Raw genomic sequence first — 17,982 nt, forward strand, 5'->3', positions numbered from 1 at the left:
GACCGAAGGCGTGGGAGGACCTGAGGCATGAGTGTGGCGGAGACGACCGAGGCGCGACCACTGGCCGAGCCGGATCCGGATCGGCCCCAGCCGGCCGGTCCGACGGACACCCGCCGGGGGTGGCGGCCCAAGCTGGCCGCCGTCGCGGCGATCCTCGGGGGCACCGCGCTGATCGCCGCGCACGCCTCGCTCTACGGCAACTGGCTGATCGACGACGCGGCGATCACGTTCGCCTACTCGCGTGACGTCGCCGACGGGTTCGGCCCGGTGCTGCAGCCCGGCGCCCTGCCGGTCGAGGGGTACTCCAACCCGACCTGGATGATCCTGCTCGCGCTGGGCAAGCTCGTCGGGCTGTTCGACCACGGCACGATCTTCGGCGTCAACGACCAGATCCTGTTCCCGAAGGCCCTCGCCCTGGCCTGCTGCCTCGGCATCCTGGTCCTGTTCTACTTCGGCGCGAAGACGCTCAGCCGCCGGCCCGCCCTGATCACCTTCGTCGCCGGGGCGGCGCTCGCCGCGATCCCGTCGTTCGTGATCTGGTGCTTCTCCGGCCTGGAGAACTCGTTCTACGCGCTGACCGTCGCCGCGATCGCGGTGCTCTGCCTGCGCGCCGTCCAGAGCGGCAAGCTGCTGAACCACCAGGTCGCCATCGGTACCGGCCTGATCGCCATGGCCGCCGCGCTGACCCGGCCGGACGGGATCATCTACGCCGGCGCGTACCCGATCGTCGTCGCGCTGTTCCTCAAGCGCGAACTGCTCGCCCGCAGCATCCGCGCGGTCGTCGTCTCGGTGGCCGCGTTCGCCGTGCCCTACGGCGCCTACGTGGTCTTCCGCTGGTTCGAGTTCGGCCGGCTGGTGCCCAACACCGCGGTCGCGAAGGGGCAGGACCCGCCCACCCTCGACGACCTCGACCGGCCCGCCCAGATCGTGGACTACATCGGCTGGCTGGTCGTCGCGGTCGCCGTCGCGTGCCTGGTGATGCTGCTGGTCCGGCCCTCGAAGCTGCGCACCGGCCTGGTCGCGCTGCTGGCGCCGTTCGGGCTGACCGTGGTCGCGTTCATCGTGCTCGAGTACGACTGGATGGGCCAGCTGCGGTTCGCGACGCCGGTGTGGACGCTCGGCGCGTTCGGCGGCGCGATCGTGGTGGTCGAGGCGCTGGCCGCGGCCCGGCTGCGCGGCCGGATCGCGCTGGCCTGCCTGCTGGTGGTCGCGCTGGTCAGCTCGGTCAGCGGGCTCTACACGCAGGGCACGACGTACCGCGCCCACGCGAAGACGGCGTTCTGCATCGTCGCCGAGCGCGACGCCCAGGCCATCAACGGTTTCGCGGACATCCTGAAGCTGCCCGACACGGCCCAGGTCGGCCTGATCGACCTCGGCGGGACGTCGCTGGGCAGCCGCATCCGGGTGCTCGACCTGGCCGGCCTCGGCGACAAGCCGATCGCCGACTACCTGCACAAGGCGGACATGGCCGGCCTGCGCGACTACACGTTCAACGTCGCGAAGCCAGAGATGATCACCTTCATCGGTTCGTGGATCACGACGCTGCAGTTCGACAAGGACCCGCGCTTCGACCGCGACTACGCGACGATCTTCGTGAACCGCCCGATCGGCGACGACACCGTCGACTCGCGCAACTGGGTCAGCTACCACGTCCGCCGCGACCTGGTCGACCCCGCGAAGCTCGCGGAACTGCAGGCGTACGCGCAGAAGACGCTCCCGCCGATCCTGGAGCTCAACAAGACCGCCGGCCTCCGCGCCTGCGCACCGGTCAAGCCCGGCATCAAGGTCTCCTGACCCGGACGGCGCGCCCGCTTCGAAAGTCCACAAAGGACGATCGGGGCGGGCGCGGCGTGGTTCCGGGGGAACCGCGGGCCGGCTGCTAGGACCGGACGCGTCGTTCCTGCGGGTCGTAGACCACGAGGTTCCGGAGGCGGGCTTCGGCGACGGCACCGGAAACGACCGTGCCGGCCATGTCCCGGCCCATGCCGAAGTAGAGCAGCGGGCCGCTCGCGTTCGACATCAGACCGCTCGACGCCCACGGAGAAGTCTCGCCGAGATCGTGCGCGCCGAGATCGGGCCACCGGCGGAGCAGGGCCTGGACGTACTCGGTGATCGTCGGCCACGGTGGCCGCACGGCCGACAGTTCGATGTACTTCATGTAGAGGCGGCCGTACTCCGCCGCGGCCCCGGCGTCGTCCGCCGGTGCCGGTCCGTCCCACACAACCAGGTCGTAGCTCACCGGTGCATGGTCGCACGCCGCGTAAATGCGTTGCCGCGCCACCAAGAGTCCGGCATTCTTCCTCCAGCACCGAGAAACCCGAGAGGAGGAGATCGTGACCGAAGCCCGGATGTTCCGATGCGGCGCGATCTCCCGTGCCGTCCGCTGAATTCTTTCTGAAGGCTCTTCGCGCCCGCCCCGCCGCTACCGGGGCCGGCCGCGGCGAAGAGCGCGGTCTGCGCCCGTCCGGGGAGGGGCGTGTGCGGGCCGCCCCGTCCCGGTAGCTCAGCAGGACAGAGCGCGGCGCTACGAACGCCGAGGTCCGAGGTTCGACTCCTCGCCGGGACACGACAAGCGCACAATGGAGACATGACCACGGTCTCCGATCCGGTCGCCGGGTACGCCGGGTTCGCCGCCGCGTTGCGGGAGGCGGGCGTGGCCTGCGACGCGCACCGCGTGCAGGCCTACCTGGCCGCCGTCGGCGAGGTCGACGTCGCCGAGCCCACCCAGCTGTACTGGGCGGGGCGGCTCACCCTGTGCTCGAGCCCCGACGACCTCGCCTGTTACGAAGAGGCCTTCAGCCAGTGGTTTTCGATCGAACCACCGGGTCCGCGCCGCGCGAAGGCCGCCGCGCCGAAGCAGGCGCGGATCGCGCCGCTCGTCGACACCGAGGGCGGGGACGCCGACGGCGGCGACGGTCCCGACCAGCTGAAGGTCGCCGCGAGCGGCCAGGAGGTGCTGCGTCACCGCGACCTCGCCGAGCTGACCACCGCCGAACGCGAGCACCTGCGCGAGCTGCTGGCCACCCTGCGTCCCGTGCCGCCCCGGCGCTGCGCCGCCCGGCGGACGCCGGCACGCCGGGGACGGCTCGATCCGGCCCGCACGCTGCGCGCGATGCTCGCCAGCGGCGGCGAACCCGTCCGGCTCGCGCACACCCGCCGCGGTTCGCGCCCGCGCCGGGTCGTGCTGCTGATCGACGTCTCCGGCTCGATGAGCCCGTACGCCGACGCGCTGCTGCGGTTCGCGCACGTCCTCACCCGGTCCGCGCCCCAGTCCGTCGAGGTGTTCACGCTCGGCACGCGGCTGACCCGGGTGTCGCGCCAGCTGCGCCAGCGCGACCCGGAGCGCGCGATGCTCTCGGCGGGTTCCGCGGTGCCGGACTTCGCCGGCGGCACCCGCCTCGGCGAGACGCTGCGGGCCTTCCTCGACCGGTGGGGACAGCGCGGCGTGGCCCGGCGCGCGGTCGTCACGATCTTCTCCGACGGCTGGGAGCGCGGCGACACCACCATGCTCGGCGAGCAGCTCGCGCGGCTGCACCGCCTCGCGCACGCCGTACTCTGGGTTAATCCGCACGTCGGCCGTGCGGGGTACGCTCCGGTCCAGTCGGGCATCGTGGCCGCACTGCCCCACATCGACCGGCTGCTGGCCGGGCACACCCTGGCCACCTTGGAACGACTGCTCGGGGAGATTTCCGATGCGTGACGTACTGGATGACGTGTTCCGCCGCTGGTCGGCGGGGGAGACGGTCGGGCTGGGCACCGTCGTCGCCACCTTCTCGTCGGCCCCCCGCGCCCCCGGCGCGGCGATGGTCGTGGCCCCGGACGGCACCGTCGCCGGCAGCGTGTCCGGCGGCTGCGTCGAAGGCGCCGTCTACGAGCTGGCGCAGGAGGTCGTCACCGAGCGCAAACCGGTGCTGCAGCGCTACGGCGTCACCGACGACGACGCCTTCGCGGTGGGCCTGACCTGCGGCGGGATCATCGACATCTACGTCGAGCACGTCGACCGCGAGTCGATGCCCGAGCTGGGCGACGTCGTCGCGTCGGTCCGCGGCGGCGAGCCGGTCGCGGTCGTGACGGTCATCGAGCACGAGCGCGAAGGCCTGGTCGGCGAGCACATGATCGTCTGGGCGGACCGCACCGAAGGGTCGCTGGGCTCTTCGCGGATGGACGACGCGGTGGCCGACGACGCCCGCGGCCTGCTGGCCAGCGGCCGCACCGCCACCCTGCACTACGGCCCGGACGGGCAGCGCCGCGGCGAGGGGATGGCGGTGTTCGTCAACTCCTTCGAGCCGCCGCCCCGGCTCCTGGTCTTCGGCGCGATCGACTTCGCCGCCGCGATGGCGCGCATGGGCGCTTACCTCGGTTACCAGGTCACGGTGTGCGACGCGCGGCCGGTGTTCGCCACCAGCAGCCGGTTCCCGGACGCGCACGAGGTCGTCGTCGACTGGCCGCACCGGTACCTCACGGCGGAGGCGGACGCGGGCCGCATCGACCGGCGCACCGCGATCGCGGTGCTGACCCACGACCCGAAGTTCGACGTCCCGCTGCTGGAGGTCGCGCTGCGCCTCGACGTCGGGTACGTGGGCGCGATGGGGTCCCGCAAGACGCACGACGACCGGTTCTCGCGGCTGCGTGAGGCCGGCATCACCGAGCCCGAGCTGGAACGGCTGTCCTCGCCGATCGGTCTCGACCTCGGCGCCCGCACCCCGGAGGAGACGGCGGTGTCGATCGCCGCGGAGATCATCGCGTTGCGCTGGGGTGGCGGCGGGCGGCGGCTCGCGGAACTGACCGGCCGCATCCACGGCTGAAAAAGTTCACCCGGGCGGCGTTTCCGCGGATGCGGTGATTCCACTGTGGATTCTCCCGCAGCTGCGGGAACGGCGGCCGAACGTGCGACATCAGGACTTGTCCGCGCCAGGAAGGCGTAGCACGCTCGGGTCTTGTGAGCCCGATCACGGTCGGGCCTGGCCGTTCCCGAACCGGCTTTGGAGGCCTGATGCGCATTACCGTCACTGTCGACGGGACGAAGTACACCGACGAGGTCGAACCGCGCACCCTGCTCGTGCACTACCTGCGAGAGCGGATCGGCAAGGTCGGCACGGTCGTCGGCTGCGACACCAGCAACTGCGGTGCGTGCACCGTTCACCTGGACGGGCACAGCGTGAAGTCCTGTTCCGTGCTGGCCGTGCAGGCCGACGGCAGCGAGGTCACCACCGTCGAGGGCCTCAGCCGCGACGGGCAGCTGCACCCGGTGCAGAAAGCCTTCCACGAAAACCACGCGCTGCAGTGCGGGTTCTGCACCCCCGGCATGATCATGCAGTCGATCGACCTGCTGGCCGACAACCCGGACCCGGACGAACAGGCCGTCCGCGAAGGCCTCGAGGGCAACCTCTGCCGCTGCACCGGCTACCAGAACATCGTCCGCGCGGTCCGCGACGCCGCTCAGCACATGAGCCCCGGCGCCGGCCCCGACGCCGAGCGGATCACCGAGACCAAGCACGTCGGCGTGGGTGGTGACTGATGACCGCGACGATCGAACCGGAAGTCGGAAAGTCACGGCGCCGCAAGGAAGACGAGCGGCTGATCACCGGCCGCACTCGCTGGACCGACAACATCACGCTGCCCGGGATGCTGCACATGGCGATCCTGCGCAGCCCGTTCGCGCACGCCAAGATCGTTTCGATCGACACGTCGGCGGCCAAGAGCGCCTCCGGCGTCGTCGCCGTCTACACCGCGACGGACCTCGACCCGGACAGCTCGATCGGCATGCCCTGCGCGTGGCCGATCACCCCGGACATGAAGACGCCGCGGCGGCCGGTGCTCGCCGCCGATCAAGTCAACTTCGCCGGTGAGGGCGTGGCGGTCGTCGTCGCGCGGTCGTCGGCCGAAGCGCACGACGCGCTCGAGGAGATCGACGTCGAGTACGACGAGCTCCCGGTCATCCTCGACATGGAAGCCGCCATCGCCGACGGCGCGCCGCTGGTCCACGAGGACCAGGGCAGCAACACGAGCGCGGTCTGGAAGTTCGACTCCGCCGAGGCCGGCACCGGCAGCGACGTCGAGGACGCGCTCAAGTCGTCGGAGATCGTCGTCAAGCGCCGCTTCCGCCAGCAACGCCTGATCCCGGCCTTCATGGAGCCGCGCGCCTGCGTCGTCGACCCGACCGGTGCCCAGATCACCATGTGGTCGGCCACCCAGGTCCCGCACATCCTGCGGGTGATGTCGGCGCTGACGCTCGGCATCCCGGAGCACAAGCTGCGCGTGATCGCCCCGGACGTCGGCGGCGGGTTCGGCGGCAAGATCGGCGTGCTGCCGGAAGAGATGATGTCGCTGCTGGTGGCGCGGAAACTCGGCAAACCGGTGAAGTGGAACGAATCCCGGTCCGAGACCATGCTCGCCGCCCACCACGGCCGCGACCAGATCCAGGACATCACCATCTCGGCGAACGCCGACGGCACGGTCACCGGGCTCAAGGTCGAGCTGCTCGCCAACCTCGGCGCGTACAACGGCCTGGTCGGCACCGGCGTGCCGATCCTCGGCGCGTTCATGTTCAACGCGATCTACAAGTTCCCGGCGTACCACTTCGCGTGCACCAACGTGTACACCACGACGACGCTGACCGACGCCTACCGCGGCGCCGGGCGGCCGGAAGCGACGTTCGCGATCGAGCGGATCATGGACGAGCTCGCCGACGAGCTCGGCATGGATCCGCTGGAGCTGCGCGAAAAGAACTGGATCAAGCACGAGGAGTTCCCGTTCACCACGGTGTGCGGGCTGACGTACGACTCCGGCAACTACGAGGCCGCGACGGAGAAGGCCAAGCAGCTCTTCGACTACGACGGCCTGCGCGCCGAGCAGGAGAAGCGCCGGGCGTCGAAGGACAAGGTGCAGCTCGGCATCGGCATCTCGACGTTCACCGAGATGTGCGGGCTCGCGCCGTCGCGGGTGCTCGGTTCGCTGGACTACGGCGCCGGCGGCTGGGAGCACGCGGCGATCCGGATGCTGCCCACCGGCAAGGTCGAGGTCATCACCGGCGCGTCCGCGCACGGACAGGGCCACGAGACGGCGTGGAGCCAGATCGTCGCGGACCAGCTGGGCGTCGCGTTCGAGGACATCGAGATCATCCACGGCGACACCCAGTCGTCGCACAAGGGCATGGACACCTACGGCTCGCGGTCGCTGGTGGTCGGCGGGATCGCCGTCGTCAAGGCCGCGGAGAAGGTGGTCGCGAAGGCCAAGCCGATCGCGGCGCACCTGCTCGAATGCGCCGAGGACGACCTGGAGTTCGCGGGCGGCAAGTTCACCGTGAAGGGCACCGACACGTCGACGTCGATCGGCGACATCGCGCTCGCGGTGTTCGCGGCGCACAACCTGCCCGACGGCGTCGAGCCTTCGCTCGATTCGGACGCGACGTTCGACCCGGAGAACTTCTCGTACCCGCACGGCACGCACCTCTGCGCGGCCGAAGTGGACACCGAGACGGGCCGGGTCACGCTGCGCTCCTACGTCTGCGTCGACGACGTCGGCGTCGCGGTGAACCCGCTGATCGTCGAGGGCCAGGTGCACGGCGGGCTCGCGCAGGGCATCGCGCAGGCCCTGTTCGAGGGCACTGTGCACGACGAGAGCGGCACGCTGACCACGGGCACGTTCGCCGACTACCTGCTGCCGTCGGCGGCCGACCTGCCGTCGTTCACCACGGACCGCACGGAGACGCCGTCGACGACCAACCCGCTGGGCGCCAAGGGCGTGGGCGAAGCGGGCACGATCGCGTCCACCCCGGCCGTGGTCAACGCGGTGATCGACGCCGTGCGCCACTTCGGGGTGAACGACATCGAGATGCCGTTGACGCCGATGCGGGTGTGGCACGCCATCCGGTACGGCACCACCGACGCCGGCGGCCCCGGCAACGAAGCCGGCGGCGGGCTCGGCTCGATCGACGCCACCGGAGGTGCCCAGTGATCCCGTCCTCGTTCGACTACGTCCGCCCGTCCACAGTGGACGAAGCGGTGCAGGCGCTGGCGGCGGCGGGTGAGGACGCCAAGGTACTGGCCGGCGGGCAGAGCCTGCTGCCGGTGCTGCGGATGCGCCTGGCCACCCCGACCACGCTGATCGACCTCGGGCGCGTCCCGGAGCTGCGCGGCGTGCGCGAGGACGGTGACGTCCTGGCGATCGGCGCCATGACCACGCACTACGACGTCCAGCGCGACTCGCTGGTCGCCGAGCACGCGGCGTTGCTGAAAGCGGCGACGGACACGGTCGCCGACCCGCAGATCCGCCACCGCGGCACACTGGGCGGCGCGATCGCGCACGCCGACCCGGCGGGCGACCTGCTCGCGCCGGTGGTGGCGCTGGAGGCCGAGCTGGTGCTGGCCGGCCCTTCGGGGCGCCGGACGGTGCCGGCCGCGGACTTCTTCCAGGACCTGTTCACCACCGCGCTGGCCCCGGACGAACTGCTGGTCGAGGTCCGCGTGCCCAAGCACACGGGCTGGCGGGGGCACTACGAGAAGTTCAACCGGGTCGCCCAGGCGTGGTCGATGGTCGCCGTCGCGGTCACCGTCCGCACCGAGGCCGGCGTCATCGAGGAGGCCAGGGTCGCGCTGACGAACATGGGCTCGACACCGGTCCGCGCGGCGGGCGTCGAAGCGGCCCTGGTCGGGGCGCGAGCCTCGGCGGACGCGATCCGCGAGGCGGCTTCGCACGCGGCGGAGGGCACGAACCCGCCGGTCGACGGCAACGCCGACGTCGAATACCGCCGTCACCTGGCGACGGTCCTGACGGGTCGCGCGATCGCGGCAGCGGCCGGCGCCTGAATCCGTGGCTGTCCGTGACCCGGCGTTTTCGCGCCGGGTCACGGCTCCCGGGTGCGACTAGGGTGGGGAACCAGGCACCCAGGTCTGGCAGAGAGGAGGTCGGCCCGTGCGGCTCGACCACGAATTCACCGTCCCGGCTCCGATCGGCGAGGTCTGGCAGGCGGTCGTCGACCCCGAGCGCGTCGCCCCGTGCATGCCCGGTGCCGCGCTGACCAAGGTCGAAGGCGACAAGTTCAGTGGGACGGTGAAGGTCAAGCTGGGCCCGATCTCGTTGCTGTACAAGGGAAACGGCGAGTTCCTGGAGAAGGACGACGCCGCGCACAAGGTCACCATCAAGGCCTCGGGCAAGGATTCTCGTGGAGCGGGCACGGCCGCCGCGACGGTGACCCTGACCTTGACCGAGGCCGACGGCGGAACCCACGGAACCGTCGCGACGGACCTGTCCATCACGGGCAAGCCCGCCCAGTTCGGCCGCGGCCTGATCACCGAGGTGGGCGGCAAGATCCTCGACACCTTCGCGGGCTGCCTGTCGGGCAAGCTGGCCCCGGAGAAGACGGCTGAGCCGGTAGCGGAGAAGGCCGCCGCGCCGGTGGCCGGGAAGTCGGCGGAGCCGGCGGCGAAGTCCGCCCCGGCCGCAGCCGCGGCCGCGAAGCCCGCACCGGCGGGGGAGAAGGCGCCGGGAGAGGCTGCCCAGTCTGGGGCGGCAGTCCAGTCCGGATCGGCTGCTCAGCCGGCGCCGGTTGCCCAGTCCGGATCGGCTGCCCAGTCCGGATCGGCAGCTCAGTCGGGACCGGCGGCGCAGTCCGGATCGGCGGCCAAGGCCGAGCCGGCCGTCAAGGCTGCGCCGGTCGCGAAGCCGGAGCCGGCGGTCAAGCCGGCGCCGACCACGGCGGAGATCAACACCGAACCCAAGCCGGCTGCCGAACGGCCCGCGCTGCGCAGCGTCCCGGCCGTCCCGGAGACCGAGGCGATCGACCTCCTCGACTACGCGGGAGCCTCCGTGCTGAAGCGGCTGGCCCCGGTGGTGCTCGGCATCGCGGCGGTCGTCGGCTTGGTGGCGATCATCCGCGCGCGGCGTAAGTGAGCTTGCCCGGCCGGTAGAGCGCCCGGTGGACGTCGCGGGTTCGAACCCCGTCGCTCATCACGGGCTGGCTGCGCCCTGAGCAGACTGAGTCATGGGTCTCCGCTCGAGGAAGCTCGTCCTGGTCAGCGCCGAACAGCCTGCGCGCTGAGAGCGCCGGGGCGGGTTCCCGCGCTGGTGGTATCCCAGTGGCCGTTTCCGGCTTTGGGAGGCGCGGGCGAGAGTCCGGCCTGCTGTTTTCGTCGGGGGATTCCTGCATCGGTGATCACCAGGGGAGACCGCGAGCAGGGCAGACCCACCCAGAGCGGGCCCGCGGACCGGTGGCTTCGCCGTAATTCGCCCGGACCGGCGACGCGGCTCGCCGGAACGACTACGCTGGGCTACCTGGTCGGCCGAACTCGCGCAAGGGGTACGTCACGATGCCGGTCCGTCACCTCCGTGGTCACGGCGCTTGAGAGCCCAGGCCGCCGTGCGACGGGAAGCTCTTTCCACCTGGACGGGGTGGCCCTCGCGGTGGGTCATGTGGACCGGGGCGAAGCGCCGCTGGATCACCTACGCCCTCTGCTGTGAGCTGGCCGCCGTCGCGACCACCGGGGCCGCGCTGGCCACCGGCTTCGGGGGACCCGTGCGGCCGGTCTGGTTCGCCGTGCTGGTCGCGCTCGGCGTCGCGCAGGCCGAGATGTCCCGCCGGATCGAACGGCTGCGCCGGTGGATGAGCGGGCAGACGCACATCAACGTGACCTCCGTCTGGTACCTCGCCGGTGTTGTTCTGCTCCCTCCTGCCTGGGTGGCGCTGCTGGCCGTCGTGCTCTACGCGCACTTGTGGGTGCGGGTCTGGCGCCATGTGCGCACCCGGCCCGCGCACCGGTTCGTCGCGAGCACCGCGTGGGCGATGCTCTCCTGCTTCGCCGCGTCGTCCGTCCTCACGTGGTCGGGGTTGCACGGGACGCCGGTGCAGACGCCGCGGGGGCTGGTCGCGCTCTGCCTGGCCGCTGTGGTGTTCGAGCTGGTGAACGTCGGGCTGGTCGCCGCCGGGATCTACCTCTACACGAGCCAGCGATCGGCCGCGGACCTCGTCGGCACCTGGGAGGACAACGCGTTCGAGGTGGCGACGCTCTGCCTCGGCGGGCTCGCCGCGCTGGCCCTGGTCGAGCAGCCGGTGCTGGTCCTGTTCGTCATCGCGCCGCTGCTGTTGCTGCACCGCTACCTGTTGCTCAAGCAGCAGTTGCAGGTCACCGCCGTCACCGACGAGAAGACCGGGCTGCTCAACACCGCGGGCTGGCACGAGTCGGCCGTCCGCGAGCACGTCCGCGCGTTGCGGCGCGGGGCCGTCGGCGAGTTCGCGGTGCTGATGATCGACCTCGACCACTTCAAGCGGATCAACGACACCTACGGCCACCTCACCGGCGACGACGTGCTGGCCGCGGTCGCGGTGGCGATCTCCGGCTCGGTGCGTCAGGGCGACACGGTCGGCCGGTTCGGTGGTGAAGAGTTCGTCGTGCTGCTGCCCGGCCTCGGCCGCGCCGACGTGCTGGGCATCGCCGAGCGGGTGCGGGTGGCGGTGGGGGAGCTGAACGTCGTGATCTCGACGGGGGGCGGGACGGTCCGGGTGAGTGGCCTTTCGGTGTCGATCGGGGTCGCGCGGTTCCCGGACACGGGGCCGGCGCTGGATGACGTGCTGCGCTCGGCGGACGCGGCGTTGTACCGGGCCAAGGACGCGGGGCGCAACCGCGTCGCCGTGTGAAGGGCGGCTACGACGGCGTTGTACCGGGCCGAGAAGGCGCGCCACAATCGGGTCTCCGTGTGATGTAAGGCGCGAAATATCCGGCGCGGCCAGCCGTTGAACACGACATGAGCAGCGCGGACCACGAAACGGACGTGGTGGTGGTCGGGGCCGGCCAAGCGGGACTGTCGGCGGCCTACCACCTGCGCCGCGCCGGGTTCGCGAACGGTTCCGGGTTCGTGGTGCTCGACCACGGCAAGCGGGCCGGGGGCGCCTGGCAGTACCGGTGGCCGTCGCTGGTGCTCGGGAAGGTGCACGGCATCCACGACCTGCCCGGCATGGCCTTCGGCACCCCGGACGTCACACGGCCGGCCTCCGAAGTCGTCTCCGACTACTTCGCGCGCTTCGAGCGCCTGTACGACCTGCCTGTCATGCGCCCGGTCGACGTCCAGTCCGTGACGCGCGACGGGGACCGGCTCGTGGTGTCGAGTCCGGCCGAGTCGTGGGCGGCGCGCGCGGTGATCAGCGCCACCGGCACCTGGGACCGGCCGTTCTGGCCGCACTACCCGGGCCAGGAGACCTTCGCGGGCCAGCAGGTACACACGGCGGACTACACCGGGCCGGAAGCGTTCCGGGGCAAGCGGGTCGTGGTCGTCGGCGGTGGGGCGTCGGCGGTACAGCTGCTGATGGAGTTCGCCCCGCTCGCCCGCGCGACGGCCTGGGTGACGCGGCGGCCGCCCGTGTGGCGGGATGAGCCCTTCAGCGAGGACTGGGGACGCAACGCCGTCGCGAAGGTCGACGAACGCGTGCGCGCCGGGTTGCCGCCGGAGAGCGTGGTCAGCGTGACGGACCTGGCCGTGACGCCGGAGGTGCGGGCCGCGCGGGCGGCGGGCATCCTCGAGCGCCGGCCGATGTTCGCCCGGATCGTGCCTTCGGGAGTCGAGTGGGCGGACGGGTCGCGCTTCGACGCGGACGTCATCCTCTGGGCGACGGGCTTCCGCGCGGCGATCGACCACCTCGCGCCGCTGCACATCCGCGAGGCGGGTGGCGGGATCCGGGTGGACGGGACGCGGGTCGTGCTCGAGCCGCGGTTGCAGCTGGTGGGGTATGGGCCTTCGGCCAGCACGGTCGGGGCGAACCGCGCCGGGCGGGCCGCCGTGGCGGAGATCCGGAAGCAGCTGCGCGCGGATTCTTGAGGCCATGGGTCTTCGGTGCGGGGTAACGGGAAACTCGTCGGTCGAGGTCATGGCCCTCACGTTACCGAACACGCGGGCGAAGATCATCGCTGAATCGGGTGAAACTCGGGCACGGGGTCGGCGCGTGATTTCTGTTACCACGTAAGGGAAATCGCCGTCAGCAGGCGCGAGAAGCCCCCGAATTCCAGGCTACCGGTGGGGACCGACAGAATCGGTACGGGAACGGCTGGGGAGCGTTTCCGTTGGGGCGGTGGTGTGCGAGGAAGCCGTGGCGCGCGAGGTCGTGTCCCTTGCGGGATGTGGTGGATCGGCGGTGGGGTTCGTTGGTGGCCGGGAGAATTCGCTGAGCGCAAGGGAATCGGCGCCAGTGTGCGTGAGCCGGACGAGTCGAGTAGAAATTGGTGGCACCGCGCTGATGGTCGCCGGAGGAGTTGGTGTCGCGGCGCGCCCGGTCGGCGCACGATTCGGCGCAGAGGGAACGGCGCTCGGGGTGCGCGAGTCCGGGCGGAGTGCTGGGTGGCGGGCGGTGGAACTCGGGCAGTCCCAGGCGCCGGAGCATTGTGCCGCTCAGCGAAACATCATCTGACCTGCGGGAACAACTTCAATCTCACCCTCTTGACCGATTCAAGGACGGGACAAGTCTTGTCAGCCGAAACCGCGGCTCGCTACAGTCTTCTTAGTTAGGAAAGTTTCCTAACTGTTCGAATAAAGTCACTTACGCCGCAGCCCAGCCCAGACCCGCCACCGTCCGGCCCCTAGGAGCGCGACGTGTCCCCCTTCCGCCTTCGTCCATTCGCACGGCTGGCGCCGCCGATCGCCATCGTCGTCCTGCTGCCTTCCGCGATCGCCGCCGCCACTACCACCCAGGCCGATGTCCTTCTCTCCCAAGGGAAGCCCGTCGCCACGTCCACGACGGAAAGCTCGTCGCTCACCGGCGACAAGGCCGTCGACGGGAGCACGCAGACCCGGTGGGCCAGCGCCGTCAGTGCCGATCCGCAGTGGCTGCGGGTCGATCTCGGTCAGCCCGCCACCGTCCACCAGGTCAAGCTCACCTGGGAAGCCGCCTACGCCAAGAAGTACCGGATCGAGGTCTCCGACGACGGTACGCAGTTCACCACCGTCGCGAGCGTCGACAACGGCGACGGCAAGACCGACGACCTCACCGGACTCCAGGCCCACGGCCGTTTCCTGCGCTTCGTCGGCGTCACGCGCGCCACGAAGTACGGCTACTCGCTCTGGGAACTCCAAGCCTACGGCACGCCCGACTCCGCCGGCGACACCCAGGCGCCGAGCACCCCGGCCGGGCTCGCGCCCACGACCACGACGGCCACCAGCGTGGGACTGACCTGGAACGCCGCGACCGACAACGTCGGGGTCGCCGGGTACGACGTCCTGCGCGACGGCCAGGCCGTCGCCACCAGCGCGACGCCGTCCTACACCGACACCGGGCTCGCGCCCGACACCGGCTACACCTACACCGTCCGCGCCCGGGACGCCGCGGGCAACGTCTCGCCGGCGAGCGCACCCGTCACCGTCAAGACCAAAGCGGGCAGTGCCAACGGGTTCGTCCTCGCCGCCGCCGGGGACATCGCCGAACGCTGTACCGCGAGCGACTCCGGTTGCGCGCACGTCAAGACCGCGAAACTCGTCGAGCAGATGGGCCCGGCCGCGGTGATCACGATGGGGGACAACCAGTACGACGACGCCCACCTCGCCGACTTCAAGGCCTACTACGACAAGACCTGGGGCAAGTTCAAGAACATCACCCACCCGATCCCGGGCAACCACGAGTCCTACGACGAGCCGAAGTTCAAGGGTTACGAGGACTACTTCGGCGCCATCGCGAAGCCCCAGGGCCAGCGCTACTACAGCTGGGAAATGGGCAACTGGCACTTCATCGCCCTGGACTCCAACGACTTCGTCACCCACGACGACCTCGCCGAGCCGCCGCAGATCACCTGGCTGAAGCAGGACCTCGCCAAGAACAAGAAGGGCTGCGTCGCCGCGTACTACCACCACCCGCGGTGGAGCTCCGGTGACCACGGTGACAACAAGGACAGCATCGAGCTGTGGAACATCATGACGGCGAACAAGGTCGACCTCGTCCTCAACGGTCATGACCACGACTACGAACGATTCGTGCCGCAGAACGCCGACGGCAAGGCCGACGCGAACGGTCCCGTCGAGATCGTCGGCGGCTCGGGCGGCGCCGACCTCTACGACCTGAGCCCGGCGCACGCGACGACCGCGAAGCTGCTGAAGACCTTCGGCGTCCTGAAGCTGTCCATGACGGACACGTCGTTCCAGACGCAGCTGATCGGCGTCGACGGCAAGGTCCAGGACAGCAGCCCGACCTACACCTGCCACTAGAAGGGGAACCCGGGCATGTACATCGCGGCAAGCCGTACCTCGGACCTCGCGGCCGGGACCGACCGGAAACCCGCCCTCAAACGGGTGTCCGCCAACGTCGTGGCTTTGGGTGTGGTCAGCCTGGTCACCGACGTCTCCTCGGAGATGGTCACCGCCGTCCTCCCGCTCTACCTGGTGCTCGGCCTCGGCCTGAACCCGCTGCAGTTCGGGCTGCTCGACGGCCTCTACGCGGGCGCCACCGCCCTCGTACGGGTCCTCGGCGGGCACCTCGCGGACCGGTGGCGGCGGCTCAAGGCGGTCGCCGGGTTCGGGTACGGCTTGTCCGCGGTGTGCAAGCTCGGCCTGGTGGCGGCCGGTTCCTCGGTCCCCGCGATCGGCGTCGTCCTCGCCGCGGACCGCACCGGCAAGGGCGTGCGCACCGCCCCGCGCGACGCGCTCATCTCGCTGAGCAGCGAACCCGGCACGCTCGGCCGGTCGTTCGGGGTGCACCGCGCGCTCGACACCGTCGGCGCGTTCCTCGGCCCGCTCGTGGCGATGGCCGTGCTCGCGCTGAGCCTCGGCAGCTACACATCGGTGTTCTTCACCAGCTTCTGCATCGCTGCGATCGCCGTGCTGGTGCTGGCTTTGTTCGTCCGCGACCGGCCCGGCACGGTGGATCGCGCCGCCGTGTCGATGCGGGCCGCGGCCGGCCTGCTGCGTGACGCGGACTTCCGCCGCGTCACGCTCTGGGCCGCGCTGCTGGGCCTGGTGACCATCGGCGACTCGTTCGTCTACCTCGTGCTCCAACGGCGCTGGGACATCGCGGCGACGTACTTCCCGCTCCTGCCGCTGGGCACCGCGGGCGTCTACCTGCTCCTGGCCGTTCCGCTCGGCAAGCTGGCCGACCGCATCGGGCGGTGGCCGGTGTTCCTCGGCGGGCACGTCGCGCTGGGTCTGGCGCTGGTCCTGCTCTGCGGGCCGTCCGCGATGCTCTTCGCCGTGGTCGCGCTCGGCCTGCACGGTGTGTTCTACGCGGCCACCGACGGCGTCCTGATGGCCGCGGCCGGCCCGCTCATCCCGCGGGACCTCCGGGCGACCGGGCTGGCCGTCGTGCAGACCGGGCAGGCCGGGGCGCGGATGCTCTCGTCCGTCCTCTTCGGACTCGCCTGGACGTTCTGGGACCTGCGGCCGGCGGTGCTCGTCGCGGCGGGCTGCCTGGTGGCCGTCGTCCTCGCGGCCGCGTTCGTGAAGCCGGTGCGGCCGTGAAGAAACTCGTCCTCGCCCTGATCGGCACCGCGCTCCTGATCACCGCGGCCGTCGCCTACACCGTCAACGCCCGCCCCGGCGCCGCCGAGGCGGGACCGGCCGCGCAGCTCACGCTCGGCCCCGGTCAGCTGCTGTTTCGGCAGGTGTCGACCGGCCGCGTCGCCGCCGTCCCGCTGGCCGAGCCGGGAGCGAAACCGCAGGTCGGTAGCCTGAAGTGTGACCGGTTCGCGGTGGCCGGGCCCACCGCCGTGTGCCTGGCCGTGCGGCCCGGGACGCTCCCGCCGGTGACCGACGTCCTGGTCCTCGACGGCCACCTCGCCGTCCGGCACTCCGAAGCCGTGGCCGGCACGCCGAGCCGCGCACGGGTGTCGCCGGACGGCAAGCGCGTCGACTGGACGGTCTTCGTCACCGGCGACTCCTACGCGGCCACCGGCTTTTCGACCCGTGCCGGCGTCTACGAGGTCGACACCGGGCGGCTGGTCAAGACGATCGAGGAACTGCCGGTCTTCGCCGACGGGCAGCGCTACTTCGCCGCCGACGTCAACTACTGGGGCATCACCTTCGCCCCGGACGGCAACCGCTTCTACGCGACGCTCGGCAGCAAGGGGAAGACCTACCTCGTCGAAGCCGACTACGCGCGCTACCGCGGCAAAACCCTGCGCGAGAACGTCGAGTGCCCGTCGCTGTCCCCGGACGGCACCCGGGTCGCGTTCAAGAAGAAGGTCGGCGACGGTGTCTGGCGGTTGTCCGTGCTCGACCTCAAGACGCTGGAGGAGACCGAACTCGCGGAGCCGCGCAGCGTCGACGACCAGGCGCTCTGGCAGGGTGACCGGGTCCTCTACGGGCTGGACGACGCCGTCTGGGCGGTCCCGGCGGACGGCTCGGGGCACCCGGAAAAGCTGGTCGGGGACGCCGCTTCGCCCGCCGTCACGGGGTGACGCCCACCGCCGCGAACAGCGTCCGCACGCAGAGGTCGCGCAGTTCCTCCTGGGTGACCTTCGGCTGGTCGAGCCAGTCGAGGATGACCGTCGCGACGAACGTCAGCCAGCCGCGGACGGCCAGGCGGGTGGTCTCGGTGATCGGCGTCAGCAGGCTGAGCGCGTCGAGGATGCGTGACGCGTTCGCGGCCATCCCGGCTTCGCGGATCTCCCGGATCTCGCCGTCGGCGCCGCCGGTGGCGCGGTGCACGATCCGGTAGCCGTCCGGGTGCGTGCGCGCGAATTCGAGGTAGACGTCGAGCCCGGCCCGCAGCTGCTCGGTCACCGGCAGCGCCGGGTCGGGCTCGCTCATCTCCAGCAGCTGGTCGCGCTGGCCGCGGACGATCTCGGCGAAGAAGTCCTTCTTGGTCGGGAAGTAGTGGTACAGCAGGCCGCGGGAGACCTGCGCGATCTCGGCGACCTCCTCGATCCAGACCTCGTCGTACGGCCGCTTCGCGAACAACCCGGCCCCGATCGTCAGGAGCTGCTCGCGCCGCAGTTCGGTGCTCAGCCTCGTCCGCATCCCCCGATCTTACTTGACACGGGTTCAGTAGCGGGGGATCGTGACGTTATTGGATTCGGA

14 protein-coding genes and 1 tRNA gene are annotated in these 17,982 nt (G+C 71.0%); 13 read left to right on the plus strand and 2 right to left on the minus strand.

All coding sequences use genetic code 11. The annotated features are described in order from the left end of the window. Nucleotides 1-27: 27 nt before the first annotated feature. Nucleotides 28-1,794, plus strand: a complete 1,767-nt coding sequence (locus ACLJQZ_RS34705) for a hypothetical protein (protein WP_410624203.1) — start codon at nucleotides 28-30, stop codon at nucleotides 1,792-1,794. An 85-nt stretch (nucleotides 1,795-1,879) separates the two neighbouring features. Here ACLJQZ_RS34705 and ACLJQZ_RS34710 read toward each other — a convergent pair whose 3' ends face one another. Beyond that, nucleotides 1,880-2,239: a hypothetical protein gene (locus ACLJQZ_RS34710; RefSeq protein ID WP_410624205.1), complete on the minus strand. Its 360-nt coding sequence runs from the start codon at nucleotides 2,237-2,239 to the stop codon at nucleotides 1,880-1,882. A 253-nt stretch (nucleotides 2,240-2,492) separates the two neighbouring features. Between ACLJQZ_RS34710 and ACLJQZ_RS34715 the strand changes: the two genes are divergently transcribed. The 12 genes from ACLJQZ_RS34715 (at nucleotide 2,493) to ACLJQZ_RS34770 (ending at nucleotide 17,360) form a co-directional block, all read left to right on the plus strand. Continuing rightward, nucleotides 2,493-2,566 (plus strand) — tRNA-Arg (locus tag ACLJQZ_RS34715). A gap of 21 nt (nucleotides 2,567-2,587) precedes the next feature. Then, nucleotides 2,588-3,700 (plus strand): vWA domain-containing protein, encoded by a 1,113-nt coding sequence (locus ACLJQZ_RS34720; RefSeq protein ID WP_410624207.1) that lies wholly within the window; start codon nucleotides 2,588-2,590, stop codon nucleotides 3,698-3,700. Continuing rightward, nucleotides 3,693-4,805 carry an XdhC family protein gene (locus tag ACLJQZ_RS34725; protein ID WP_410624209.1) on the plus strand — a complete coding sequence of 371 codons (1,113 nt, stop codon included), beginning with the start codon at nucleotides 3,693-3,695 and terminating at the stop codon, nucleotides 4,803-4,805. Before ACLJQZ_RS34720 ends, ACLJQZ_RS34725 begins: the two co-directional genes overlap by 8 nt. Before the next feature lie 188 nt (nucleotides 4,806-4,993). Beyond that, nucleotides 4,994-5,518, plus strand: coding sequence for a (2Fe-2S)-binding protein (locus ACLJQZ_RS34730; protein ID WP_247062268.1), 525 nt, complete (start codon nucleotides 4,994-4,996; stop codon nucleotides 5,516-5,518). After that, nucleotides 5,518-7,956, plus strand: a complete 2,439-nt coding sequence (locus ACLJQZ_RS34735) for a xanthine dehydrogenase family protein molybdopterin-binding subunit (protein ID WP_326947092.1) — start codon at nucleotides 5,518-5,520, stop codon at nucleotides 7,954-7,956. Before ACLJQZ_RS34730 ends, ACLJQZ_RS34735 begins: the two co-directional genes overlap by 1 nt. Further along, on the plus strand, nucleotides 7,953-8,807 hold the full coding sequence (locus ACLJQZ_RS34740) for an FAD binding domain-containing protein (protein ID WP_410624212.1): 855 nt from the start codon (nucleotides 7,953-7,955) through the stop codon (nucleotides 8,805-8,807). The genes ACLJQZ_RS34735 and ACLJQZ_RS34740 overlap by 4 nt, the downstream gene beginning before the upstream one ends. 106 nt (nucleotides 8,808-8,913) lie before the next feature. Next, complete coding sequence (locus ACLJQZ_RS34745) at nucleotides 8,914-9,891, plus strand: SRPBCC domain-containing protein (protein WP_410624214.1); 978 nt, start codon at nucleotides 8,914-8,916, stop codon at nucleotides 9,889-9,891. 517 nt (nucleotides 9,892-10,408) lie between these two features. Beyond that, nucleotides 10,409-11,632: a diguanylate cyclase gene (locus ACLJQZ_RS34750; protein ID WP_410624216.1), complete on the plus strand. Its 1,224-nt coding sequence runs from the start codon at nucleotides 10,409-10,411 to the stop codon at nucleotides 11,630-11,632. A 107-nt stretch (nucleotides 11,633-11,739) separates the two neighbouring features. Continuing rightward, nucleotides 11,740-12,807, plus strand: coding sequence for an NAD(P)-binding domain-containing protein (locus ACLJQZ_RS34755; RefSeq protein ID WP_410624218.1), 1,068 nt, complete (start codon nucleotides 11,740-11,742; stop codon nucleotides 12,805-12,807). A 768-nt stretch (nucleotides 12,808-13,575) separates the two neighbouring features. After that, complete coding sequence (locus tag ACLJQZ_RS34760; protein ID WP_410624220.1) at nucleotides 13,576-15,177, plus strand: discoidin domain-containing protein; 1,602 nt, start codon at nucleotides 13,576-13,578, stop codon at nucleotides 15,175-15,177. 15 nt (nucleotides 15,178-15,192) lie between these two features. Beyond that, nucleotides 15,193-16,422 (plus strand): MFS transporter, encoded by a 1,230-nt coding sequence (locus ACLJQZ_RS34765; protein WP_410624222.1) that lies wholly within the window; start codon nucleotides 15,193-15,195, stop codon nucleotides 16,420-16,422. After that, entirely contained in the window at nucleotides 16,419-17,360 is a 942-nt protein-coding gene (locus ACLJQZ_RS34770) for a TolB family protein (RefSeq protein WP_410624224.1), read from the plus strand. Before ACLJQZ_RS34765 ends, ACLJQZ_RS34770 begins: the two co-directional genes overlap by 4 nt. Here ACLJQZ_RS34770 and ACLJQZ_RS34775 read toward each other — a convergent pair. Then, a complete protein-coding gene (locus tag ACLJQZ_RS34775) occupies nucleotides 17,350-17,922 on the minus strand; it encodes a TetR/AcrR family transcriptional regulator (RefSeq protein ID WP_410624226.1) in 573 nt (190 codons plus the stop codon). The two genes, ACLJQZ_RS34770 and ACLJQZ_RS34775, sit on opposite strands and share 11 nt — an antisense overlap. Between the last annotated feature and the right edge of the window lie 60 nt (nucleotides 17,923-17,982).

The organism is Amycolatopsis sp. cmx-8-4, from assembly GCF_046548675.1.
Lineage (GTDB): Bacteria > Actinomycetota > Actinomycetes > Mycobacteriales > Pseudonocardiaceae > Amycolatopsis.